The sequence below is a fragment of the Pseudomonas sp. GM17 genome (assembly GCF_000282175.2).
In the GTDB taxonomy this organism is placed as follows: Bacteria; Pseudomonadota; Gammaproteobacteria; order Pseudomonadales; family Pseudomonadaceae; genus Aquipseudomonas; species Aquipseudomonas chlororaphis.
In genome coordinates this window covers 534,041-557,176 of record NZ_CP124732.1, presented here as the reverse complement: position 1 = coordinate 557,176, position 23,136 = coordinate 534,041, and the positions used below count along the sequence as shown (strand labels likewise).

The 23,136-nt window shown below is 62.7% G+C and carries 20 protein-coding genes and 1 pseudogene; 15 read left to right on the top strand and 6 right to left on the bottom strand.

All coding sequences use genetic code 11. The annotated features are described in order from the left end of the window. Nucleotides 1-23 precede the first annotated feature (23 nt). The 3 genes from PMI20_RS02560 to aspA all read right to left on the bottom strand — a co-directional run bounded on the left by PMI20_RS02560 (nt 24) and on the right by aspA (nt 3,825). Nucleotides 24-860, bottom strand: coding sequence for an ABC transporter ATP-binding protein (locus tag PMI20_RS02560; protein WP_052034491.1), 837 nt, complete (start codon nt 858-860; stop codon nt 24-26). A 526-nt stretch (nt 861-1,386) separates the two neighbouring features. Continuing rightward, nucleotides 1,387-2,112 carry a hypothetical protein gene (locus PMI20_RS02555; protein WP_007928509.1) on the bottom strand — a complete coding sequence of 242 codons (726 nt, stop codon included), beginning with the start codon at nt 2,110-2,112 and terminating at the stop codon, nt 1,387-1,389. Nucleotides 2,113-2,400: 288 nt separating this feature from the next. Beyond that, a complete protein-coding gene (aspA, locus tag PMI20_RS02550) occupies nt 2,401-3,825 on the bottom strand; it encodes an aspartate ammonia-lyase (protein ID WP_007928510.1) in 1,425 nt (474 codons plus the stop codon). Nucleotides 3,826-4,006: 181 nt separating this feature from the next. Here aspA and PMI20_RS02545 point away from each other — a divergent pair, with 181 nt between their 5' ends. The 5 genes from PMI20_RS02545 to PMI20_RS02525 all read left to right on the top strand — a co-directional run bounded on the left by PMI20_RS02545 (nt 4,007) and on the right by PMI20_RS02525 (nt 7,878). Beyond that, complete coding sequence (locus tag PMI20_RS02545; RefSeq protein WP_007928511.1) at nt 4,007-4,924, top strand: LysR substrate-binding domain-containing protein; 918 nt, start codon at nt 4,007-4,009, stop codon at nt 4,922-4,924. Nucleotides 4,925-5,316: 392 nt separating this feature from the next. Beyond that, entirely contained in the window at nt 5,317-5,808 is a 492-nt protein-coding gene (gene purE, locus PMI20_RS02540; RefSeq protein WP_007928512.1) for a 5-(carboxyamino)imidazole ribonucleotide mutase, read from the top strand. An 11-nt stretch (nt 5,809-5,819) separates the two neighbouring features. Next, nucleotides 5,820-6,902 carry a 5-(carboxyamino)imidazole ribonucleotide synthase gene (locus PMI20_RS02535; protein ID WP_007928513.1) on the top strand — a complete coding sequence of 361 codons (1,083 nt, stop codon included), beginning with the start codon at nt 5,820-5,822 and terminating at the stop codon, nt 6,900-6,902. 107 nt (nt 6,903-7,009) lie between these two features. Next, complete coding sequence (locus tag PMI20_RS02530; RefSeq protein ID WP_007928514.1) at nt 7,010-7,255, top strand: GlsB/YeaQ/YmgE family stress response membrane protein; 246 nt, start codon at nt 7,010-7,012, stop codon at nt 7,253-7,255. 86 nt (nt 7,256-7,341) lie between these two features. Next, nucleotides 7,342-7,878: a DUF3299 domain-containing protein gene (locus tag PMI20_RS02525; RefSeq protein ID WP_007928516.1), complete on the top strand. Its 537-nt coding sequence runs from the start codon at nt 7,342-7,344 to the stop codon at nt 7,876-7,878. Between the two features lie 7 nt (nt 7,879-7,885). Here the strand turns inward: PMI20_RS02525 and PMI20_RS02520 are convergent, their stop codons facing one another. Together PMI20_RS02520 and PMI20_RS02515 are read right to left on the bottom strand one after the other, a co-directional pair. Further along, entirely contained in the window at nt 7,886-8,785 is a 900-nt protein-coding gene (locus tag PMI20_RS02520) for a D-hexose-6-phosphate mutarotase (RefSeq protein ID WP_007928517.1), read from the bottom strand. Nucleotides 8,786-8,857: 72 nt separating this feature from the next. Continuing rightward, a complete protein-coding gene (locus PMI20_RS02515) occupies nt 8,858-9,262 on the bottom strand; it encodes an acyl-CoA thioesterase (RefSeq protein WP_003229628.1) in 405 nt (134 codons plus the stop codon). A gap of 388 nt (nt 9,263-9,650) precedes the next feature. On the opposite strand from PMI20_RS02515, the gene PMI20_RS02510 reads away from it, so the two are divergent. The 10 genes and pseudogenes from PMI20_RS02510 to PMI20_RS02465 all read left to right on the top strand — a co-directional run bounded on the left by PMI20_RS02510 (nt 9,651) and on the right by PMI20_RS02465 (nt 21,439). After that, nucleotides 9,651-10,949: an MFS transporter gene (locus tag PMI20_RS02510; protein WP_007928518.1), complete on the top strand. Its 1,299-nt coding sequence runs from the start codon at nt 9,651-9,653 to the stop codon at nt 10,947-10,949. 262 nt (nt 10,950-11,211) lie between these two features. After that, the gene (locus tag PMI20_RS02505; RefSeq protein ID WP_007928520.1) at nt 11,212-12,210 is read left to right on the top strand and encodes a phosphate ABC transporter substrate-binding protein PstS family protein; all 999 of its coding nucleotides are present in this window, start codon (nt 11,212-11,214) and stop codon (nt 12,208-12,210) included. Nucleotides 12,211-12,681: 471 nt separating this feature from the next. Continuing rightward, on the top strand, nt 12,682-14,715 hold the full coding sequence (locus PMI20_RS02500) for an ABC transporter permease subunit (protein WP_177323805.1): 2,034 nt from the start codon (nt 12,682-12,684) through the stop codon (nt 14,713-14,715). A gap of 15 nt (nt 14,716-14,730) precedes the next feature. Next, a complete protein-coding gene (gene pstA / locus PMI20_RS02495; RefSeq protein WP_007928524.1) occupies nt 14,731-16,401 on the top strand; it encodes a phosphate ABC transporter permease PstA in 1,671 nt (556 codons plus the stop codon). A gap of 89 nt (nt 16,402-16,490) precedes the next feature. Then, entirely contained in the window at nt 16,491-17,324 is an 834-nt protein-coding gene (pstB, locus tag PMI20_RS02490; RefSeq protein ID WP_007928526.1) for a phosphate ABC transporter ATP-binding protein PstB, read from the top strand. A 72-nt stretch (nt 17,325-17,396) separates the two neighbouring features. Next, nucleotides 17,397-18,158 (top strand): phosphate signaling complex protein PhoU, encoded by a 762-nt coding sequence (gene phoU, locus PMI20_RS02485; RefSeq protein ID WP_007928528.1) that lies wholly within the window; start codon nt 17,397-17,399, stop codon nt 18,156-18,158. A 167-nt stretch (nt 18,159-18,325) separates the two neighbouring features. Beyond that, nucleotides 18,326-19,288 carry a response regulator gene (locus tag PMI20_RS02480; RefSeq protein ID WP_007928530.1) on the top strand — a complete coding sequence of 321 codons (963 nt, stop codon included), beginning with the start codon at nt 18,326-18,328 and terminating at the stop codon, nt 19,286-19,288. A 550-nt stretch (nt 19,289-19,838) separates the two neighbouring features. Next, nucleotides 19,839-20,159 (top strand): annotated as a pseudogene (locus tag PMI20_RS02475) (type II toxin-antitoxin system RelE/ParE family toxin); the annotation flags it as partial. 7 nt (nt 20,160-20,166) lie between these two features. Beyond that, entirely contained in the window at nt 20,167-20,481 is a 315-nt protein-coding gene (locus PMI20_RS02470) for a helix-turn-helix domain-containing protein (protein WP_037004383.1), read from the top strand. A 61-nt stretch (nt 20,482-20,542) separates the two neighbouring features. Next, nucleotides 20,543-21,439, top strand: coding sequence for a peptidoglycan DD-metalloendopeptidase family protein (locus PMI20_RS02465; protein WP_007928535.1), 897 nt, complete (start codon nt 20,543-20,545; stop codon nt 21,437-21,439). A 249-nt stretch (nt 21,440-21,688) separates the two neighbouring features. Here PMI20_RS02465 and PMI20_RS02460 read toward each other — a convergent pair whose 3' ends face one another. Further along, nucleotides 21,689-23,029: a hemolysin family protein gene (locus PMI20_RS02460; RefSeq protein WP_007930300.1), complete on the bottom strand. Its 1,341-nt coding sequence runs from the start codon at nt 23,027-23,029 to the stop codon at nt 21,689-21,691. Nucleotides 23,030-23,136: the final 107 nt, after the last annotated feature.

Below are 23,136 nucleotides of genomic sequence, written 5' to 3'. Positions count from 1 at the left end.
GTTGGGGGCCGCGAGGGCGGTGATCAGTGCAGTTCGGTGTCCGCGCCGACTTGCAGCAACTCCATCAGGCGGCCCACCAGCGGGCCGATTTCCGGCAGCTTGCGGCGCTCCAGCGGGTTGTCGCGAAACGGCAGGTCGATGCTGATTTCTTCGATGATGGTGCCGGGGCGGGCGCTCATGACCAGCAACCGGTCGGACATGGCGATGCCTTCGATCAGGTCGTGGGTGATGAACAGGGCGGTCTTCTTTTCGTCGTAGAGCATCCGCGCCATGTCCTGTTGCAGGATCATCTTGGTCTGGGCGTCGAGGGCGGAAAACGGCTCGTCGAGGAACAGCACCTGCGGGTCGATGGCCAGGGTCCGGGCCAGGGCCGCGCGCTGGCGCATGCCGCCGGACAGCTGGAACGGGTAGTGATCGGCGAAGCCCTTGAGGTGGCAACGTTCGAGCAGGTCGTTGGCCACGGTCTGCCGGGTCGCGGCGGGCACGCCCTGGATCTCCAGGCCCAGCTCGACGTTGCGGCGGATGCTGCGCCAGGGCATCAGCAGGTCTTTCTGCAACATGAAGGCGACCTGGCGTACCGGGCCGGTGACCGGCTCGCCGCTGACGAATACTTCGCCTTCGCTGGGGCGATACAGGCCGGAACCCATATTGAGGATGGTGCTCTTGCCACAACCGGAAGGGCCGATGATCGATACCACTTCACCCCGGCGAATCTTGAAGTTCACCTCGCGAATAGCGAATGGCGCTGCGGATTGGCCCTTGGCCGGGAAACATTTGCCGACATTGCGAAATTCAATTTCAGTCGGCTCCAGATCTTCCTTGGGAGCGGGCTTATTCCATTGAGGGGCGACGGCGTACATCTCTTTCACAGCCATTGGGAAGGTACTCTGGTCTGTTTTATAGGTGATACGCCGTTTAGTGCATGAACAATGCCAGTGCTTTATAACGCGGTGTTTTAGTTTAAAAGTCCTTGTTTATTAATGAGTTGTAGTTATTTGGTTGAAAATGAAACGTTCCATATATGAAACATAGTTTCTTATTTGGCACGAAATTGCACACTGCCCGGGCAAAGCCTGGGAAGTTGCAAGAAGTCGGTGCTTGTTCGGGTAACGCAAAAAGCGGGATAAATCGCTTACTTGTTTTGTATATGAAACAGAGCAAGTAAAAGTTGTCGCTTTATCAGGGGAAGAAAGAGGCCTTGGAGGCGTTTGTGGTCCTCAAGGAAAGTATCTGCAAGCGGGATCAGGCCGGCTCGGGGGTTACCGGGCATGTGCTCAAGAACGGTTGCAGTCCTTGTCGATACTCCTGGGGCGGCATGAAGTCACTGTGTTTGGCGATGCGGCAGGCCAGGCCCTTATGTCAGGTAACGCCCCGGCCATTCGCCGCTCAGGCTGGAAACTGCCGTATATGCTGTTCCACCCACTCGAACAGGCGCTCGTCGAGCAGCGCTCGGTAGCGGTTGTAGGCGTCCCGGTGGCTGTTGAAGAGCGGGTCCTGATTGATCCGCGCGGCCAACGCGCTGGGGCTGTCGCTCCCGGCATGGCTCGCCCTCAGGTGTTTCTGTCGCTGATCGGCCTGTTCCAGGGTGTCCGCCAGGGCGTCCAGTTGCAGGTGCCTGAATTGGGCGATGACCTGGGGCAGGTGAAAGTGCAGGGCACTGTCAAAGCCTTCCCAGTCCTCAAAGGCCAGCCACTCGTGGAGCACCATGAAGCAGCGCGGCGCCGGTGCCAGTTGTTCCAGTGGCGCGAAGGCCAGCCAGTACTGGCGCGGCAGTTGCTCCTCGGTTTCGATGGCCTGGGCGATCAGGTCCAGGGCCCGGCCCTTGTCTCGGTGATGTTTGCGCAGGATGCGTTGGGTCAGGGTGAAGCGTGCTTCTTCTATAGCGTGCAGGGCACGGTTCAGGTCGTAGCCGGCGTTGTGCAGGTGTTCGCGGGCTTGCTCGGGAGGCAGGCCGGACTTGTCCACCAGTAACTGCAACAGCTCGGACTTGTAGAGCTCGGCGGCTTGCAGGGGATTGCCCGCGCAGCGGGCCAGTAGGGTTTGGGCGTGGCGCAGGCCGATGGGGATCAGGTTGCGCAGTTGTTGAAGGGCCTGGATGTGCGTCGGGTCCATCGACGGGATGCCTTGGTATTCGTTGCCGGTCGCGGCGGGAGGTCGATTATCTACCCTGATGGCCGGTTGTGCCTGGCCAAAGCCCGGGCGAAGTATCGCGAAGGCCTGGATCTGTAGCCGCTGCCGCAGGCTGCGATCGACCGCGAAGCGGGCGCGGCGGTTTCAAGGGCAGGTAAAGGAGCAGGCAAAAAAAAGGGCTTGGAGAAGAATCTCCAAGCCCTCAAAAGGTGAGAGGTGTCTAGTCCCTCGACCTGGTGAGCGGTGCCCTGTGGCCAGGGCGGGCGTTGGTCAGGCTTTGAGCGGGACCAGACGCGGGGCAATCATGTTTTCCGGGCGCAGGATGTCGGCGAGCATGGCGTCGTCGAGCAAGCCTTCTTCGCGCACCAGTTCCAGTACGCCGCGGCCGCTTTCCAGGGCGATGCGGGCGATACGGGTGGCGTTTTCATAGCCGATGTACGGGTTCAGCGCGGTGACCAGGCCGATCGAGTGTTCGACCAGTTCGCGGCAGCGCTGCTCGTTGGCGGTGATGCCGGTGATGCAGTGCTCGCGCAGCATGTCCATGGCGCGTTGCAGCAGGCGGATCGAGTCGAAGATCTTGAACGCGATCAGCGGCTCCATCACGTTCAGTTGCAGCTGGCCGCCTTCGGCCGCGATGGTCAGGGCCAGGTCGTTGCCGATGATCTGGAACGCCACCTGGTTGACCGCTTCCGGGATCACCGGGTTGACCTTGCCGGGCATGATCGAGCTGCCTGGCTGACGCGCTGGCAGGTTGATCTCGTTGATCCCGGTACGCGGGCCGCTGGACAGCAGGCGCAGGTCGTTGCAGATCTTCGACAGCTTGACCGCGGTGCGCTTGAGCATGCCGGAGAACAGCACGAAGGCGCCCATGTCGGAGGTGGCTTCGATCAGGTCGGCGGCCGGTACCAGCGGCTGGCCGCTGATGGTGGCCAGGCGCTGGACGGCCAGGGCCTGGTAACGCGGGTCGGCGTTGATGCCGGTACCGATGGCGGTACCGCCCAGGTTCACTTCGGTCAGCACTTCCGGCGCCAGGGTCTTCAGGCGGGCCAGGTCTTCGCTCAGGGTGGTGGCGAAGGCGCGGAACTCCTGGCCCAGGGTCATCGGCACGGCGTCTTGCAGCTGGGTACGGCCCATCTTCAGGACGTGGCTGAATTCTTCACCCTTGGCGGCGAACGACTGGATCAGGCTGTCGAGGCTGGCCAGCAGCGCGTCGTGGCCCAGCAGCAGACCCAGGCGGATCGCGGTCGGGTAGGCGTCGTTGGTCGACTGCGCCATGTTCACGTCGTTGTTCGGGTGCAGGTACTGGTATTCGCCCTTGCTGTGGCCCATGGCCTCCAGCGCGATGTTGGCGATGACTTCGTTGGCATTCATGTTGGTCGAAGTGCCAGCGCCGCCTTGAATCATGTCCACCACGAATTCTTCGTGGAAGTCGCCGCGGATCAGACGGGCACAGGCTTCGCTGATGGCAGCGTGCTTGGCTTCGCTCAGGTGACCCAGCTCGCGGTTGGCGTCAGCAGCTGCCTGCTTGACCATTGCCAGGGCCACGACCAGTTTTGGGTAGTGCGAAATCGGAACGCCGGAGAGGCGGAAGTTGTTCACCGCTCGCAGGGTCTGGATGCCGTAATACGCTTGAGCAGGTACTTCGAGTACGCCAAGCAGGTCTTTTTCTGTGCGGAAAGATGCAGCGGAGGACATGATAGAAATCATCTCGATATGGACCCGGTCTGTGCCGGAACGCTGCGAATCCTAGGCCTGCGGGAAAATTTGGGCCAATGCTGTTAAACACTGGCCTATGCATAAACGGCATAATGCCCGTGTGACGCCGCTTGCGCGGCAAGCGTGTGACCTAAAATGGTGCGTTCCCCGGGAGGACGTGATGAATCTGGAAAGCAAATGGCTCGAGGACTTCAGTGCCCTGGCCGCCACCCGCAGCTTCTCGCAGGCCGCCGAACGGCGCTTCGTGACCCAGCCGGCTTTCAGCCGACGGATCCGCAGCCTGGAAGCGGCGCTGGGGCTGACCCTGGTCAACCGCTCGCGCACGCCGATCGAACTGACGGCGGCGGGGCAGCTGTTCCTGGTGACCGCGCGCACGGTGGTCGAGCAACTGGGCGAAGTGCTGCGGCACTTGCATCACCTCGAAGGCGGGCAGGGCGAAGTGATGCAGGTCGCCGCGGCGCACTCCCTGGCCCTGGGTTTCTTCCCGCGCTGGATCGCCCAGTTGCGTAACGAAGGCCTGAACATCGCCACGCGGCTGGTGGCGACCAACGTCGGCGAGGCCGTGCATGCCCTGCGCGAAGGCGGCTGCGACCTGATGCTGGCCTTCTATGACCCGGACTCGGCCATGCAGATGGACCCGGAAATCTTTCCTTCACTGCACCTGGGCCAGACCGAGATGCTGCCAGTGTGCGCGGCGGATGCCGCCGGCAAGCCGCTGTTCGACCTGGAAGGCGAGGCCAGCGTGCCGCTGCTGGCGTACAGCGCCGGGGCGTTTCTCGGGCGTTCGGTGAACCAGCTGCTGCGCCAGCGCAACCTGCGCTTCACCACGGTCTATGAAACCGCCATGGCCGACAGCCTCAAGAGCATGGCCCTGGAAGGCCTGGGGATTGCCTGGGTGCCGCACCTGAGCGTGCGCGCCGAACTGGCCCGCGGCGAACTGGTGGTCTGTGGCGGCGCGCAATGGCATGTGCCGCTGGAGATCCGCCTGTACCGCTGCGCCCTGGTGCGCAAGGCCAACGTCCGGCTGCTATGGCGCAAGCTCGAAGGTGGCGCGGCGCAGGGCACAGGCAACACCTGACCTGTAGCCGCTGCCGAAGGCTGCGCTCGCTCTGGGCGGCACTCCGTCGCAGGGGCCGCAAAACCTGGCGACGCGGTCTGTCTGAAGGAGTGGGAATACCCCCTTTGCGCCGGCTTCGCCGTCGATCGCAGCCTGTGGCAGCGGCTACAGGAATCTGGCAACGATCCTGGCCCATGCTGACTGACCCAAAAGTCAATAAAACCGCCGCTTTGCGCCTGAAACATGGTGTATGACAGATGGTCGGCAAAAGTGCGTTTAATGCACCTTTTTCGGTATACTGCGCGGCCTTCGGCCGGTTCGTCCGGCCATAATTCGCACATTCAAGCCACGCACTCCGCGTGGCTTGTTGTTTTTGACGCGCCCGCGGGCGCCCAGAGAGAAGAGGCACGACGATGAGTGCATTGGTTGGCGTGATCATGGGCTCCAAGTCCGATTGGTCCACCCTTAGCCACACCGCCGATATGCTGGAAAAGCTCGGCATCCCTTACGAGGTGAAAGTGGTCTCTGCCCACCGCACCCCGGACCTGCTGTTCCAGTACGCCACCGATGCCGAAGCGCGTGGCATCGAGGTGATCATCGCCGGTGCCGGTGGCGCGGCCCACCTGCCAGGCATGTGCGCGGCCAAGACCCACCTGCCGGTGCTGGGCGTTCCGGTGCAGTCGTCGATGCTCTCGGGCGTCGACTCGCTGCTCTCCATCGTGCAGATGCCCGCGGGCATTCCGGTCGCCACCCTGGCCATCGGCAAGGCCGGCGCGATCAACGCCGCGCTGCTGTCGGCGAGCATCCTTGGCGCCAAGCATCCGCAATTTCATACTGTGCTGAAAAAATTCCGCGCTGAGCAGACAGACAGCGTCCTGGACAATCCAGACCCACGCATCGCCTGAGGTTTTTGACGATGAAGATCGGTGTAATCGGTGGCGGCCAACTGGGTCGCATGTTGGCTCTGGCGGGCACTCCGCTGGGGATGAACTTCGCTTTCCTCGACCCGGCTCCGGACGCCTGTGCCGCTGCCCTGGGCGAACACCTGCGAGCCGATTACGGCGATCAGGATCACCTGCGCCAGCTGGCTGACGAAGTGGACCTGGTGACCTTCGAGTTCGAAAGCGTGCCGGCGGAAACCGTGGCCTTCCTGTCGCAGTTCGTCCCGGTCTACCCGAGCGCCGAAGCCCTGCGCATCGCCCGAGATCGCTGGTTCGAGAAGAGCATGTTCAAGGACCTGGGGATTCCGACCCCGGCGTTCGCCGACATCCAGTCGCAAGCCGACCTGGAGGCCGCCGTGGCCAGCATCGGCCTGCCGGCCGTGCTGAAAACCCGCACCCTGGGTTACGACGGCAAGGGCCAGAAAGTCCTGCGCAGCCCTGAAGACGTGGTCGGCACTTTCGCCGAGCTGGGCAGCGTGGGGTGCCTGCTGGAGGGCTTCGTGCCGTTCACCGGCGAAGTCTCGCTGATCGCTGTGCGCGCCCGCGATGGCGAAACCCGCTTCTACCCGCTGGTGCACAACACTCACCACAGCGGCATCCTCAAGCTGTCCGTGGCCAGCAGCGATCACCCGCTGCAGGCCCTGGCCGAAGACTATTCCAGCCGCGTGCTCAAGCAGCTGGACTACGTCGGCGTGATGGCGTTCGAGTTCTTTGAAGTCGACGGTGGCCTCAAGGCCAACGAGATCGCGCCACGGGTGCACAACTCCGGGCACTGGACCACCGAAGGCGCCGAGTGCAGCCAGTTCGAGAACCACCTGCGGGCTGTCGCCGGCCTGCCGCTGGGTTCGACCGCCAAGGTCGGCGAGAGCGCGATGATCAACTTCATCGGCGAAGTGCCGGCGGTGGAGAAAGTCATCGCCATCGACGATTGCCACCTGCATCACTACGGCAAGGCCTTCAAGGTCGGGCGCAAGGTCGGTCACGCAAACCTGCGCTGCAAGGACAAGGCAACCCTCGAGGCGCAGATCCTCAAGGTCGAAGCGCTGATCGCCGAATAACTTCCTGAGGCTGTGGTGGAACCAATCGGGGCCGCCGTTCTCTGATGGCAGGATGCCAATGCGCTAACTAGGCTTTGGCATACCTAACTCATACAGAGGGAAATGCCATGGGAATTATTGGAACCATCTTTATCGGCTTGATCGTTGGCCTGCTGGCTCGCTTCCTGAAACCGGGCGATGACAGCATGGGCTGGATCATGACCATCCTGCTCGGTATCGGCGGTTCGCTGGCAGCCACCTACGGCGGCCAGGCCCTGGGCATCTACCAGGCGGGCCAGGGCGCGGGCTTCATCGGCGCGCTGGTTGGCGCGGTCGTGCTGCTGGTGATCTACGGCCTGGTCAAAAAGAACTGATTTAGCGACAAAGCCCTCTCTGCTGCGCAGGTAGAGAGGGCTAGAATGCCCGGCGTTGTCTTGTCCCTTTCTTGCCGAGCTCCTCCATGCGCCGTCTTCTGTTGACTCTTGTTCTGCTGGGCCCGGGCCTGGCCCATGCCGGCGAACTGCCGGAAACCGACTGGCTCGAACTGATGCCCAAGTCGGACCAGAAAGCCCTCGAGCAAATGCCGGAAATCGATCACAACTCCCCCGAAGCCAATGGCACCTTTACCGAAAAGGGCGGCCTGAAGCAGAGCAAGGGGTTGCCGGCGGTGATGTATTCGACCAAGACCGTGCCGGCCATGAACGGCAAGGACATCCGCATCGGCGGTTATCCGGTGCCGCTGGAGTCCGATGCCAAGGGGCGCAGCACGCTGTTTTTCCTCGTGCCTTACCCGGGCGCCTGTATCCATGTGCCGCCACCGCCGCCCAATCAACTGGTGCTGGTGCGTTTCCCCAAGGGCGTGAAGCTGGACGATATCTACACGCCGCTGTGGGTCACCGGCCACCTGAAGGTCGAGGCGGTCAGCAACGACCTGGCCGACGCGGCCTATGCGCTGGATGCGCAGAAAGTGCGGGTGGTGCAGGAGTCGGATCTGTAGGACGGCGTTACAGCGCTACGCTGGTAACGCTCACGCCCAGGGTATGACTGGCGCCCGGCGCCAGGGTCACCACGTCATCCATCACGTTGGCGGTCTCGATGCACAGCATGCGTTGCCAGCCATCGTCGGCCATGTCGCTGAACTGCTCGGCGCGAGCGATCCACGGGTTCCAGATCACCGCCGAGCGCGAGCCGTTGCTGGTCAGATGGATGCGCCGCTCCCAGGCCGGGTCGACGATGCTCAGCTGTGGCGGAGGGTCGAGGTAGATACGGTCGGTTTCGCCGGTGAAATGCAGGTCGCCGGACTGCTGTGCAGTCTTCCAGTCATCCAGGGTCTCGATGTACTTCAGGCCGTCCAACCCTTCGACATGCACCTTGCGCACATCGCTGACCGCGAAGTAGCTGTGCAGCGCCTGGCTAATGGTGACCGTGTCGTCGCCCAGGTTGTGGCTGGTGAGGTTGATGTGCAGTTGCTCATCGAGGCGGATGCTCAGCTTCAGCTCGACCTGGTGCGGCCAGCCTGGCAGCCCGCCTTCGGGGATCGGCAGTTGCAGTTCCACCAGCAGGCTTTCGCCTTCGGCCTGGATGCCCAGCAGTTCCCAGTCGGTGGCGCGGACCAGGCCATGGGCGCCGGCCGGCTCGCTGCCCTGGCGCATGGCCTGGACGCTTTGCGGGTTGCGCGCGAAGTTGCCGAACCACGGCCAGCACACCGGAACGCCGGCGCGGATGCTTTTGCCGGTCTTGAACACGGCCTCGTCGTTGAGCCAGATCAGCGGCGGTTGCCCGGCCAATTGATAGCTGAGGATGTGCGCGCCTTGCTGGGCCACCAGCAGTTCGGCCTGACCGTGGCGGATGCGCCAGCAGTTCAGTTCATCCAGTTTCACCGTTTCAACGTGAGGGGTAGGCATGGTGCTGTTCTCGTTCAAAAGCAGGGCTGCTATGGACCACGTAACAGCCGCCGGGTTTAACCCACGCCGAATTTAACGGGCCCTGGGTGGAACCGAGCGGGTGCGGCCACTGCCGTCGATGGCAACGAACACGAACACCGCCTCGGTGACCTTGCGCCATTCGCTGGACAGCGGATCGTCGCTCCAGACCTCGACCATCATCTGGATCGAGCTGCGACCGATTTCCAGGGTCTGGGTATAAAAGGAAAGCTGCGCGCCGACCGCGACCGGCACCAGGAATGCCATGCGGTCGATGGCGACCGTGGCGACACGCCCGCCGGCCACGCGACTGGCCATGGCGGTACCCGCCAGGTCCATCTGGGCCACCAGCCAGCCGCCGAAAATATCGCCAAAGCCGTTGGTTTCGCGGGGAAGCGCGGTGATTTGCAAGGCCAGGTCGCCTTGCGGGATCGGATCTTCTTGTTCGAGCTCTATCATGCCGGGGGTGCCTCTGACCCGTGACTCTTCATTGGTACTTCAGGTGAATAGCCGTCTTGAGGAAAAACGATTCAGCCCGAACATACTACGTTCGTCACGTTCTTCGTAAGGCGTACTAAAGGGAAACTCTGCGAAACCGGCTGGCCCAGTCGGCGCCTGGGGCGCCCAGCGGCGTTTTCGCACAGCAACCCTTGCCGGGGCGGCGTTGCTCCAATGCCTGCGAGTATATCGGTCGACAGGCCCGGCGACGACCATCCGGTTCTGATTTTGATTGTCAATTGTGCCCGTCTATGTGCTTTTTCGAACAATTTGCTATCGTGCCGAACCTGCCAGGCCACAACCAGCGCTGTTGCGGCTTCCAGAACCGACTATAAGAGAAGCCCTTGCCATGACCACTGTGCCTTCGAGCGTCGCGCAGCCCGCGCAACCTGCTCGTCCGTTGACCCGCAATGACTACAAGACCCTGTCGCTGTCCGCCCTGGGCGGCGCGCTGGAGTTCTACGACTTCATCATTTTCGTGTTCTTCGCCACGGTGGTCGGCAAGCTGTTCTTCCCGGCGGATATGCCCGAGTGGCTGCGCCTGATGCAGACCTTCGGCATCTTCGCCGCCGGCTATCTGGCCCGGCCCCTGGGCGGGATCGTCATGGCGCACTTCGGTGACCTGCTCGGGCGCAAGAAGATGTTCACCCTGAGCATTTTCATGATGGCGGTGCCGACCCTGATCATGGGCCTGCTGCCGACCTACGCGCAGATCGGCATGTGGGCGCCGATCCTGTTGCTGCTGATGCGGGTGATCCAGGGCGCGGCCATCGGCGGTGAAGTGCCGGGCGCCTGGGTGTTCGTTTCCGAGCATGTGCCGCAGCGACATATCGGCTACGCCTGCGGCACCCTGACCTCGGGCCTGACGGCCGGCATTCTCCTGGGGTCGCTGGTGGCCACCGCGATCAACAGCATCTATACCCCGGGCGAAGTCGCCGATTACGCCTGGCGGATTCCGTTCCTGCTCGGCGGCGTGTTCGGTCTGTTCTCGGTGTACCTGCGCCGCTGGCTGCACGAAACCCCGGTGTTCGCCGAGCTGCAGCTGCGCAAGGCCCTGGCCGAGGAAGTGCCGCTGCGCGCGGTGCTGCGCGACCACCGCAGCGCGATCATTCTCTCGATGCTGCTGACCTGGCTGCTGTCCGCCGGGATCATCGTGGTGATCCTGATGACTCCGACCGTGCTGCAGACGGTCTATCACTTCACCCCGACCACCGCGTTGCAGGCCAACAGCCTGGCGATCGTGTTCCTGAGCCTGGGTTGCGTGGCGTCCGGCGCGCTGGCCGACCGTTTTGGCGCCGGCCGGGTATTCGTGTTCGGCAGCGCGCTGCTGCTGGCGACATCCTGGACCTTCTACCACAGCCTGCTGGATCACCCGGACTGGCTGTTCCCGTTGTACGCGCTGACCGGCCTGCTGGTGGGCACCATCGGCGCGGTGCCGTATGTGATGGTCAAGGCCTTCCCGGCGGTGGTGCGCTTCAGCGGCCTGTCGTTCTCCTACAACCTGGCCTACGCGATCTTCGGTGGCCTGACGCCGATGGTGGTGACCGCGCTGCTCAAGGAGAGCCCGATGGGCCCGGCCTATTATGTTGCAATTATTTGCAGCATCGGGATCCTGGTCGGCCTGTACCTGTGGAAAAAGGGCCGCTGATCCCGGCCTTGCGCACGCCCCTGTAGCCGCTGCCGCAGGCTGCGATCGACCCGAAGGGGCGCGTCGGTCTTCTACGCGCAGAAGGGCCTGCGGCCCTATCGCAGCCTTCGGCAGCGGCTACAAAACGCTCTATAAAGAAAGGCCAGCCTTCCATCGCGAATGCTGGCCTTTCATCTAATTGTCATATTTCAGCCATAGAGTGTTCACACGGCCTACAGATACTTGGCCCGACTTAACACACCCTATCTGCTAGGAGTAAGGCATGAAACTGAAGCGTTTGATGGCGGCAATGACTTTTGTCGCTGCTGGCGTTGCGACTGCCCACGCGGTTGCCGCTGTTGACCCTGCTATCCCGAGCTACACCAAGACCACTGGTGTGTCGGGCAACCTGTCCAGCGTCGGTTCCGATACCCTGGCCAACCTCATGACCCTGTGGGCCGAGCACTACAAAAAAGAATACCCGAACGTAAACATCCAGATTCAGGCCGCTGGCTCCGCCACCGCGCCACCTGCGCTGACCGAAGGCACCTCCAACCTGGGCCCGATGAGCCGCAAGATGAAGGACACCGAACTGGCTGCCTTCGAGCAGAAGTACGGCTACAAGCCAACCGCCATCCCGGTTGCCGTGGACGCCCTGGCGGTGTTCGTGCACAAGGACAACCCGATCCAGCACCTGACCATGGAACAGGTTGATGCGATCTTCTCGTCGACCCGCCTGTGCGGCGCCAAGGCCGACGTCAAGACCTGGGGCGACCTGGGCGTGACCGGCGACCTGGCCAACAAGCCGGTCCAGCTGTTCGGTCGTAACTCGGTATCCGGCACCTACGGCTACTTCAAGGAAGAAGCCCTGTGCAAAGGCGACTACAAGCCTAACGTCAACGAACAGCCTGGTTCGGCTTCGGTGGTCCAGTCCATCAGCTCCTCGCTGAACGGCATCGGCTACTCGGGCATCGGTTACAAGACCGCTAGCGTGAAGACCGTGGCCCTGGCCAAGAAAGGCAGCAGCGACTTCATCGAAGACACCGAAGAAAACGCCCTGAACGGCAAGTACCCGCTGTCCCGCTTCCTGTACGTGTACATCAACAAGGCCCCGAACAAGCCTCTGGCCCCGCTGGAAGCCGAGTTCGTGAAACTGGTTCTGTCGAAACAGGGCCAGGAAGTGGTAGTGAAAGACGGCTACATCCCACTGCCAGCCAAAGTCGCCGCCAAGGCACTGGCTGACCTGGGCCTGCAGGAAGGCGCTGCAGTCGTAAAGAAGTAACACCCTAGGTCCGGGCCTGTCCCGGACCTTGTAGGAGCGAGCTTGCTCGCGACATGATGGCGAGGCCAACGCAGCATCTGTGTCTGGCGGCTCCCATCGCGAGCAAGCTCGCTCCTACACCCCTCAATTTTCGATCCGCTGCCAGCTCTGCTCCGCGGCGGATTTGTTGCGTCACTGCATTGTCATCTTTCTGTCATACAGGATCGCTAGGGTGTGCGCATGAATGATCTGGCCAACTCCACCATGACTCCGACTTCTCCCCCCAAGCGCATTGACTTCAATACGCCTGAGCTGCAACGCAAGCGCCGCATCCGCGCGCTGAAAGATCGCCTGACCCGCTGGTACGTCCTCGTTGGCGGTCTGGCCGTGCTGGCCGCGATCACCCTGATCTTCTTCTTCCTCGCCTATGTCGTGCTGCCCCTGTTCCAGGGCGCCGACCTGACCGCCAAGGACCCGCTGACGCCAGCCTGGATGCAGGACGCCGGCAAGCCGCTGATGTTCTCCCTGGAAGAGCAGAACCAGGTCGGCATGCGGGTTTCCGACAAGGGCCAGGCGCTGTTCTTCGACATCGACAACGGTGCCGAGCTGCGCCGCGTCGACCTGCCGATCCCGGCCGGCACCACCGTCACCGCTATCGGCAAGGATCAGCCGGGCAGCCCGCTGGTGGTGGTTGGCCTGTCCAACGGCCAGGCGCTGGTGTTCCGTCACACCTATAAGGTCAGCTATCCGGAAGGCAAGAAAACCATCTCGCCGGCCATCGAATACCCCTACGGCGAAACCCCGATCGTGCTGAATGAGCAGGGCGGTGCCCTGGAGCACGTCAACCTCAACGCCACCGATTCGGCGCTGGTGGTGGCCGGTTCCAGCGGCGCGCAACTGCACGTGCTGCAACTGACCCGCGAAGAAAACATGATGACCGGCGAGGTCACCAGCGAGCAGAACCGCATCGAGCTGCCGCAGATGACCGAACCGGTCAAGGCCATGTACATCGACCCGCGCCAGCAGTGGCTGTACGTGATCAACGGGCGTGCCCAGGCCGACGTGTTCAGCCTGCGCGACAAGAGTCTCAACGGTCGCTACAAGCTGCTGGAGGATGCCAATGCCGAAGTGACGGCCAGCACCCAGCTGGTGGGCGGTATCTCGCTGATCATCGGTACTTCCAAGGGCGGCCTGGCCCAGTGGTTCATGGCCCGCGACCCGGACGGCGAACTGCGCCTGAAGCAGATCCGTACCTTCCAGATGGGTACCACGCCGATTATCGAAATCACCGCCGAAGAGCGCCGCAAGGGCTTCGTCGCCCTGGACGCCTCGGGCAAGCTCGGCGTGTTCCACAGCACCGCGCACCGCACCCTGCTGGTGGACCAGGTGGTCGAGGGCGAAGGCCTGTTCGGCCTGTCGCCACGGGCCAACCGGGTGATCGTCGAAGCCGGCGGCAAGCTGCAACCGCTGGTGCTCGACAACCCGCACCCGGAAGTGTCCTGGAGCGCGCTGTGGAGCAAGGTCTGGTACGAGAACTACGACGAGCCTAAATACGTCTGGCAATCGACCGCGGCCAACACCGACTTCGAACCCAAGCTGAGCCTTTCGCCGCTGACCTTCGGTACGTTGAAGGCAGCGTTCTACGCGATGCTGCTGGCAGCCCCGCTGGCGGTGGCCGCGGCGATCTACACCGCTTACTTCATGGCTCCGGGCATGCGCCGCAAGGTCAAGCCGGTGATCGAGCTGATGGAAGCGATGCCGACGGTGATCCTCGGCTTCTTCGCCGGCCTGTTCCTCGCGCCTTACGTCGAAGGCCATCTGCCGGGCATCTTCAGCCTGCTGATGCTGCTGCCGATCGGCATCCTGGTGGCCGGTTTCGTCTTCAGCCGCCTGCCTGAGTCGGTGCGCCTCAAGGTGCCGGATGGCTGGGAAAGCGCGATCCTGATCCCGGTGATCATCCTGGTGGGCTGGTTCTCGCTGTACATGAGTCCGTTCATGGAGAACTGGTTCTTCGGCGGCGACATGCGCATGTGGATCTCCCATGACCTGGGCATCACCTACGACCAGCGCAACGCCCTGGTGGTCGGCCTGGCCATGGGGTTTGCGGTGATCCCGAACATCTACTCGATCGCCGAAGACGCCGTATTCAGCGTGCCGCGCGGCCTGACCCTGGGTTCCCTGGCCCTGGGCGCCACGCCGTGGCAGACCATGACCCGCGTGGTGATCCTCACCGCCAGCCCGGGCATCTTCTCGGCGCTGATGATCGGCATGGGCCGCGCGGTCGGCGAAACCATGATCGTGCTGATGGCCACCGGCAACACCCCAGTCATGGAAATGAACCTGTTCGAAGGCCTGCGCACCCTGGCGGCCAACGTCGCGGTGGAAATGCCGGAGTCGGAAGTCGGCGGCAGCCACTACCGCGTGCTGTTCCTCTCGGCGCTGGTGCTGCTGCTGTTCACCTTCGTCATGAACACCCTCGCCGAGCTGATCCGTCAGCGTCTGCGCAAGAAATACTCGTCGCTTTAAGAAAGGTAGAAGTCTGTGAAACAGAACTCCCTGAATGGATGGTTCAAGAGCGGCGCCCCGGGCGTCTGGATCAGCGGTGGCGCGGTGTCCATCGCGGTCATCATGACTATCGGCCTGTTGGCGGTGATCGCCGTGCGCGGTCTGGGCCACTTCTGGCCGGCGGACCTGGTGCATGCCCACTACGACGTGCCGGGCCAGGCCAACCACCTGGTCATCGGCGAAGTGGTGCAGAAAGAAGAAGTGCCGCGGGCACGCCTCAAGAGCGCTGGCCTGCCGGTGCCGGACGAAGGCCCCGAGTTCATGACCCGCGAGCTGATCAAGGTCGGCAACCGTGACCTGAACGGCAACGACTTCACCTGGATCGTCGGCGACTGGCTGACCAACCAGACCACGCCGCCGGAGCTGATGGCCATCGAGCGGCGCGAGTGGGGCAACTTCTACGGCTACCTGGTCAACGTCAAGCAGGATGGCAAGGTCATCGCCGAAGGCGAAGCGGCCTGGCCGGAACTGCAGGCGCGGATCGAGCGAGTGAACAAGCTGGCGGCCCAGCTCAAGACCCTGGAGAAAGTCGACATCGGCGCGATCAACGCCGGCCTCGAGCGCATCCGCCTGCACGGTCGCAAGCTGGAACTGGACGGCAAGCTCGATGCCGCCGCCCAGGCCGACATGGAAAGCGAACGCGCCGAGCTGAACGCCCGTTACCAGGACGTCGAGGCCCGCCTGAGCGACCTGCACGCGCAGTTCAACCGCGACAGCCTCACCGCCCGCGACGCCAACGGCAAAGAGATCGAGATCAGCCTGGGCAAGGTGGTGCACGCCTACCAGCCGAACGCCATGGGCACCTTTACCAAGCTGGGTTTCTACTTCAGCAAGGTCTGGGAATTCCTCAGCGACGACCCACGTGAAGCCAACACCGAGGGCGGTATCTTCCCGGCGATCTTCGGTACCGTGATGATGACCCTGATCATGGCGATGATCGTCACCCCGTTCGGCGTGCTGGCGGCGGTGTACCTGCGCGAATACGCCAAGCAGAACACCCTGACCCGGGTGATCCGCATCGCGGTGAACAACCTGGCGGGCGTGCCGGCCATCGTCTACGGCGTGTTCGGCCTGGGCTTCTTCGTCTATGTGCTGGGCGGTTCCCTCGATCGCTTGTTCTTCCCCGAAGCGCTGCCGGCGCCGACCTTCGGTACCCCGGGCCTGCTCTGGGCCTCCCTGACCCTGGCGCTGCTGGCGGTGCCGGTGGTGATCGTGGCCACCGAGGAAGGCCTGGCGCGGATTCCCCGCACCGTGCGTGAAGGTTCCCTGGCCCTGGGCGCGACCAAGGCGGAAACCCTGTGGAAGATCGTGCTGCCAATGGCCAGCCCGGCGATGATGACCGGCATGATCCTCGCGGTGGCCCGCGCCGCCGGTGAAGTGGCGCCGCTGATGCTGGTGGGTGTGGTGAAACTGGCGCCGTCGCTGCCGGTGGACGGCAACTACCCGTACCTGCACCTGGACCAGAAGATCATGCACCTGGGCTTCCATATCTATGACGTCGGCTTCCAGAGCCCCAACGTCGAGGCCGCGCGGCCGCTGGTGTACGCCACGGCGCTGCTGCTGGTGCTGGTGATCGCGACGCTCAACCTGTCGGCAGTGTGGATTCGTAACCACCTGCGCGAGAAATACAAGGCGCTGGATAGTTAATACCGCTCCTACAGAACGGCAACACCGCTGGCCCATTTTGTGAGGCCAGCGGCTCATTGAAACGAATTTGTTAGCGTAGGGAGTGACCCATGCAGCAAGAAGCACATACCCATGGCATCAACATGTCGGCCCTGGGCCGCGACAAGCAGAGCCTGAACCTGGACCAGGAAACCGTGGCCATCGAAGTCCCGGGCCTGAGCCTGTTCTACGGTGAGAAGCAGGCGCTGTTCGACGTCAGCATGAACATTCCGAAGCAGCGCGTGACCGCCTTCATCGGCCCGTCCGGCTGCGGCAAGTCGACCCTGCTGCGTACCTTCAACCGGATGAACGACCTGGTGGACGGCTGCCGCGTGGAAGGCGAGATCAACCTCTACGGCAACAACATCTACCGCAAGGGCGAAGACGTGGCCGAGCTGCGCCGCCGCGTGGGCATGGTGTTCCAGAAGCCCAACCCGTTCCCGAAAACCATCTACGAGAACGTGGTCTACGGCCTGCGCATCCAGGGCATCAACAAGAAGCGCATCCTCGACGAAGCCGTCGAGTGGGCCCTCAAAGGCGCGGCGCTGTGGGACGAGGTCAAGGATCGCCTGCATGAATCGGCACTCGGCCTGTCCGGTGGTCAGCAGCAGCGTCTGGTGATCGCCCGCACCATCGCCGTGGAACCGGAAGTGCTGCTGCTCGACGAACCGTGCTCGGCGCTCGATCCGATCTCCACCTTGAAGGTCGAAGAACTGATCTACGAACTGAAATCGAAGTTCACCATTGTGATCGTGACCCACAACATGCAACAGGCCGCGCGTGTCTCCGACTACACGGCGTTCATGTACATGGGCAAACTGGTGGAATTCGGCGACACCGACACGCTGTTCACCAATCCGGCGAAGAAGCAGACCGAAGACTACATCACCGGTCGTTACGGCTAGGAAGCTGTTGTTGCTCACTGAACTGACGCTGCGGTCCACCGCACCTTACCGGACGCTCCAAGGACGCCAACCATGATTAGTAAAGAAGGCCTCACGCATCACATCTCCCAGCAGTTCAACGCCGAGCTCGAGGAGGTGCGCAGCCACCTCCTGGCGATGGGCGGGCTGGTCGAGAAACAAGTCAACGACGCCGTCACCGCGCTGATCGAAGCCGACTCGGGGCTCGCCCAGCAGGTGCGCGAGATCGACGACCAGATCAACCAGATGGAACGCAACATCGACGAAGAATGCCTGCGCATTCTCGCCCGTCGCCAGCCGGCGGCTTCCGACTTGCGCCTGATCATCAGCATTTCCAAGTCGGTGATCGACCTGGAGCGCATCGGCGACGAATCGACCAAGATCGCCCGTCGCGCCATCCAGCTGTGCGAAGAAGGCGAAGCCCCGCGCGGCTATGTGGAAGTGCGGCATATCGGCGACCAGGTGCGCAACATGGTCCGCGATGCGCTGGATGCTTTTGCCCGCTTCGACGCCGACCTGGCGCTGTCGGTGGCCCAGTACGACAAGATCATCGACCGCGAGTACAAGACCGCGCTGCGCGAGCTGGCCACCTACATGATGGAAGATCCGCGCTCGATCTCGCGCGTTCTGAGCATCATCTGGGTCCTGCGCTCCCTGGAGCGGATCGGCGACCACGCGCGCAACATCTCGGAGCTGGTGATTTACCTGGTGCGCGGCACCGATGTGCGCCATCTGGGCCTGAAGCGGATGAAGGAAGAAGTTGAAGGCACCAGTGCCGAAAGCGCTAATGTTCCGGGTGAAGCTGACGATAAGTAAGGTTGCCCGAGAGAAGCGCCCGGCCCTTTGGCCGGGCGTTTTCGTTTATGGGGATTTAACTTGAAAAGCAGCGCCCGCGAACGAAAAGTCCCGGCGTGACTGAAGAGTTTTGGCAAAGTGCCATCAGTAAAGCGTTATGCTAGCCGGGATTTTTAAAGGGGTGGTCGATGAGTAAGGTAAGTGTGTTGGTGGTGGATGACGCTTCGTTCATTCGTGACCTGGTGAAGAAATGTCTGCGCAACTACTTCCCTGGCATCAATATCGAGGACGCCATCAACGGTCGTAAAGCCCAGGCCCTGCTGGCCCGTGAAGCCTTCGACCTGGTCCTGTGCGACTGGGAAATGCCGGAAATGTCCGGCCTGGAGCTGCTGACCTGGTGCCGCGGCCAGGAGGCGATGAAGGCCATGCCGTTCATCATGGTCACCAGTCGCGGCGACAAGGAGAACGTGGTGCAGGCGATCCAGGCCGGCGTCTCCGGCTACGTCAGCAAGCCGTTCACCAACGAGCAACTGCTGACCAAGGTCAAGCAGGCGCTGAACAAGGTCGGCAAGCTCGACACCCTGATGAACAGCGCGCCGACCAAGATGAACTCGGCGTTCGGCAATGACTCCCTGAGTGCCCTGACCGGCGGCAAGGCCGAAGTCATCGGCGCCGCGCCGGCGGCTGCGGCGGTCAATCCGTTTGCCAAACCTGCCGTGGTGTCCGCTCCTGCTCCCGCTGCAGCCCCGTCTCGTGGGTTGCTCAACAGTCCTCCGGTGAAGGCGCCGGCTCCTGCCGCCGCTGCGTCTGCTGGTGGTCGTGGCCAGGGGCAGTTGCGCCTGCCCAACGGTACTCAGCAATGCGTGATCAAGGCGCTGAGCATCAAGGAGGCGCTGTTGGTGGTGAAGCGCACCGATACGCTGCCGCAGGTGCTCGACAGCGCCGTGCTGGACCTGGAGCAGGGCGACAATGCCGAAGTGGCGCGCCTGAACGGCTACCTGCATGCGGTGGTGGCCTATGAGCCGAAGCCGGACAGCGAGTGGTTGCAACTGACCTTCCGCTTCGTCGACCAGGATGCGCAGAAGCTCGACTACATCTCCCGCCTGATCGCCCGCGGCACGGCGCAGAAGCACTTCGTCCCCGGCGCCTGACGGGTTCCTGCCCCCTGTTTCGCGGGTAGCCACGCTTGCGTAGGAGCGAGGCTTGCCCGCGATAGCGTCCGCTCTGACGCTGCAGACCGCTGGCCCGACCCCTGTAGCCGCTGCCACAGGCTGCGATAAGGCCGAAGGCCTTCAACGATCTCAAACCTCAGCGCCCGTTTCGTCGGAGTGCTGTCCCACTCCAGCATCAGTCCGCGTTTGAATGTGGCGCGAAACCTGCTGCAAACACTTTCCTGTACCACGCTTTTGCATGCTGACGAGGGTGATCTGGGGCGTGTCACTCAGGCGCTGCATCTGTTGCTGGATGATGGTTGTGATGTGTTGCAGGCTGCGCAGAGCAAGGCGTTGGGGGAAAGGGCAGTGGTTTGATGCCGTGTGTCCGATTCTCGGTTTTTCAGGTTGATTTATATCTGTACTGATATAGGTTGTGGTCTGTGCTTTTGGCTTTTCTTATGCCTGGCCACGCTTTGAAACAACCCGGTCGCGCGCTGTGGCGGTCGGGTTGTTTAACCTCTCTGGGGTCAGTAACGGGAGAGGTTCGATGTCTAGGCACAAGGATGTGGTGTTTGTCGGGAGCGCGCTCCGGGACCTCCGGGCTTTTCCGCTGGATGCGCGAAGGGCCGCGGGTTTTCAGCTGGATCTGTTGCAGCAGGGCGAGCCGCCCTATGACTGTCGGTCGATGAAAACCGTGGGGCCGGGGGTGTTCGAGATCAGGATCAGTGAGGATTCAGGAGCGTTTCGGGTGTTTTACGTGGCCAACCGGCCCGCGGCCATTTATGTGCTGCACGCCATGCGCAAGACCACCCGCAAGACCGAAGCGCGGGACATCGAGCTGGCTCGGGCCAGACTTCAGGAGATAAGTGCACGCCATGACCGATCACATGCATACCGAGCGTTTCGCCAGTGTCTGGGACGCGCTCGAAGGTTCGCCTCAGGAAGCCGCCAATATGCGCCTGCGCTCCAAGCTCATGCTGGAGCTGGGCAAGACCATCAAAGCCTGGGGTGTTTCGCAGAAGGAGGCCGCCAGGCGGCTCAATATCACCCAGCCGCGGCTCAACGACGTGCTCAGCGGCAAGATCAACAAGTTTTCCCTGGATGCGCTGGTCAACCTCTCCGACGCCGCGCACCTGGGGGTCGATATCAGTTTCAGTCCGTCGGCAATGGAACCTCTGGTGCAGGGTTGATTCATACAAAGTCCACGTCGGGCTGCTAGCCTGACTTCAGGCTTTCCTCAGAATCTTGCCCATGTTCATGCACCTGCTGTTTTCCTGCGGTCTGTTGCTGGCTGCCACCTCGGCCATGGCCATGACCATCTACAAGTCCACCGACGCCAACGGCGTGGTGTCCTACAGCGACCGTCCGTCGCCGGGCGCCCAGGTGTTCGTGTTTCGCGATCGCATGGTCGAGCACCTGGAACGCCAGGTGCGTCTGGACGTCGAGAAGAGCTGGGGCGTGGACAGCGTCTTTGTGCGTAACGACCTGTATGCGCCGGTGGAGATCGAGCTGGGGTTTACCGGCCTGAAGAACATCCGCAGTGCCCCCAGGCAGCCGATTCGCCGGGTACTGCCGGCCCGCAGCCGACAGCGCCTGGCACAGCTCACGGCCATGCAGGCGGGCAAGCCGCTGATCTATGTCCCGCAGTTTCGTTACTCCCTGGGCGACCCTGCAGGCGCCGCCCAAGCCTATCGTTACCCGCTGCCCTGGCGTGGCGGCCCCTTTCGCCTGACCCAGGGCGCCAACGGCCGGTACAGCCATTTCGGCCCCAAGAGCCGCTATGCCATGGACATCGCCATGCCCGAGGGCACGCCGATCATCGCGGCGCGTGGCGGGGTGGTGGTGAAGACCGAGAACCGCCAGAGCGGGCGCGGCACCGACCCTTCCGGCAATTTCGTGCGGGTGTTGCACAACGACGGCACCATGGGGGTGTACCTGCACCTCAAGCGCGGCTCGGTAAGCGTGCGTGAAGGCCAGCGGGTCGTGGTGGGCAGCCCGCTGGCGTTGTCGGGCAACACCGGCAACAGCAGCGGCCCGCACCTGCACTTCGTGGTGCAGCGCAATACGGGGCTGGGGCTGGTGTCGATTCCCTATCAGTTCAACCAGCCCATCGGCAGCCTGCCGAACTTCGCGCTGGGCAAAAAGTAGTCATGTAGCCGCTGCCGAAGGCTGCGATAAGGCCGAAGGCCTTCAGCGATCTCAAGATCCTGCGCCCGCTTCGTCGGAGTGCCGCCCAGGTGATCGCAGCCTTCGGCAGCGGCTACAGGGTGATCGGCGGAACAGGTGATAATCGGGGGAGGGGATCGCGAGCAATCGAGCCTCGACCGGCTGCTCCTACAGATGAACGCGGTTCATTTGTAGGAGTGAGCTTGCTCGCGATGAGGTGTCAGACCGTGCTCAATCGAGCATCAACACCTTGGCCAGGACGATTTTCGGGCCTTTCATCTTCTTGATGATGATGCGCAGGCCTTCGACCTCCATGACCTCTTCTTCTTCCGGTACCCGTTTCAGGGTCTCGTAGACCAGGCCGGCAAGGGTTTCGGCCTCGATATGGTCCAGGTCGATGCCCAGCAGGCGCTCCACCTTGAACAGCGGGGTATCGCCGCGCACCAGCAACTTGCCGGGCTGGTAGGCGAGGATGCCGCGCTCGGCCTTGCGGTGTTCGTCCTGGATATCGCCGACCAGCACTTCCAGCACGTCTTCCATGGTCAGGTAGCCGATGATCTTGCCGTCGGCTTCTTCCACCAGGGCGAAGTGCGAACCGCCTTTGCGGAACTGTTCCAGCAGCTGCGACAGCGGCATATGGCGGGAAACGCGCTCCAGCGGGCGGGTCAGCTCGGCCAGGTTGAACGATTCGGGGATGTGGTCCAACGCCGCCAGTTCCAGCAGCAGGTCCTTGATGTGCAGCAGGCCGACGAACTCGTTGCGCTCGCTGTCGTAGACCGGGTAGCGGCTGAACTTGTGGCGGCGGAACAGGGCGAGGATCTGCTTCAGCGGCGCGTTGAATTCCACGCTGATCAGGTCTTCCCGGGAGTTGGCCCAGTCCACCACTTCCAGCTCGCCCATTTCCACGGCCGAGGCCAGTACGCGCATGCCCTGGTCGCTGGGGTCCTGGCCCCGGCTGGAGTGCAGGATCAGCTTCAGTTCTTCGCGGCTGTAGTGGTGCTCGTGATGCGGGCCGGGCTCGCCCTGGCCGGCGATGCGCAGGATGGTATTGGCGCTGGCGTTGAGCAGGTAGATCGCCGGGTACATCAGCCAGTAGAACAGGTACAGCGGCACCGCCGTCCACAGCGACAGCAGCTCGGGCTTGCGGATGGCCCAGGACTTGGGCGCCAGTTCGCCGACCACGATGTGCAGGTAGGAAATGATGAAGAAGGCGGTAAAGAACGACACGCCCTTGACCACTTCCGCCGAATCCACGCCCACGGCGCTGAGCAGCGGCGCCAGCAAATGCGCGAAGGCCGGCTCACCGACCCAGCCCAGGCCGAGGGAGGCCAGGGTGATCCCCAGCTGGCACGCGGAAAGGTAGGCATCCAATTGGCTGTGTACGGTGCGCAGGATCTGCCCGCGCCAGCCGTTCTTGTGGGCGATGGCCTCGACCCGGGTCGAGCGCAGTTTGACCATGGCGAACTCGGCGGCTACGAAAAAGCCGTTGAGCAGAACCAGGAGCAGTGCAAAAAGAATCATGCCGAAGTCGGCGAAAAGAGACGCGAGGGTAAAACCAGGGGAAGGGTCCATGATGGAGTTTTGCGGGTTCCGTGTATTCGAAAAAGAGAGAAATGCGCGGCGCAATGGCCGGCGCAAGCCAGCCAATGTAGCGGCTGGCAGGGCGATTGCCTAGTGGC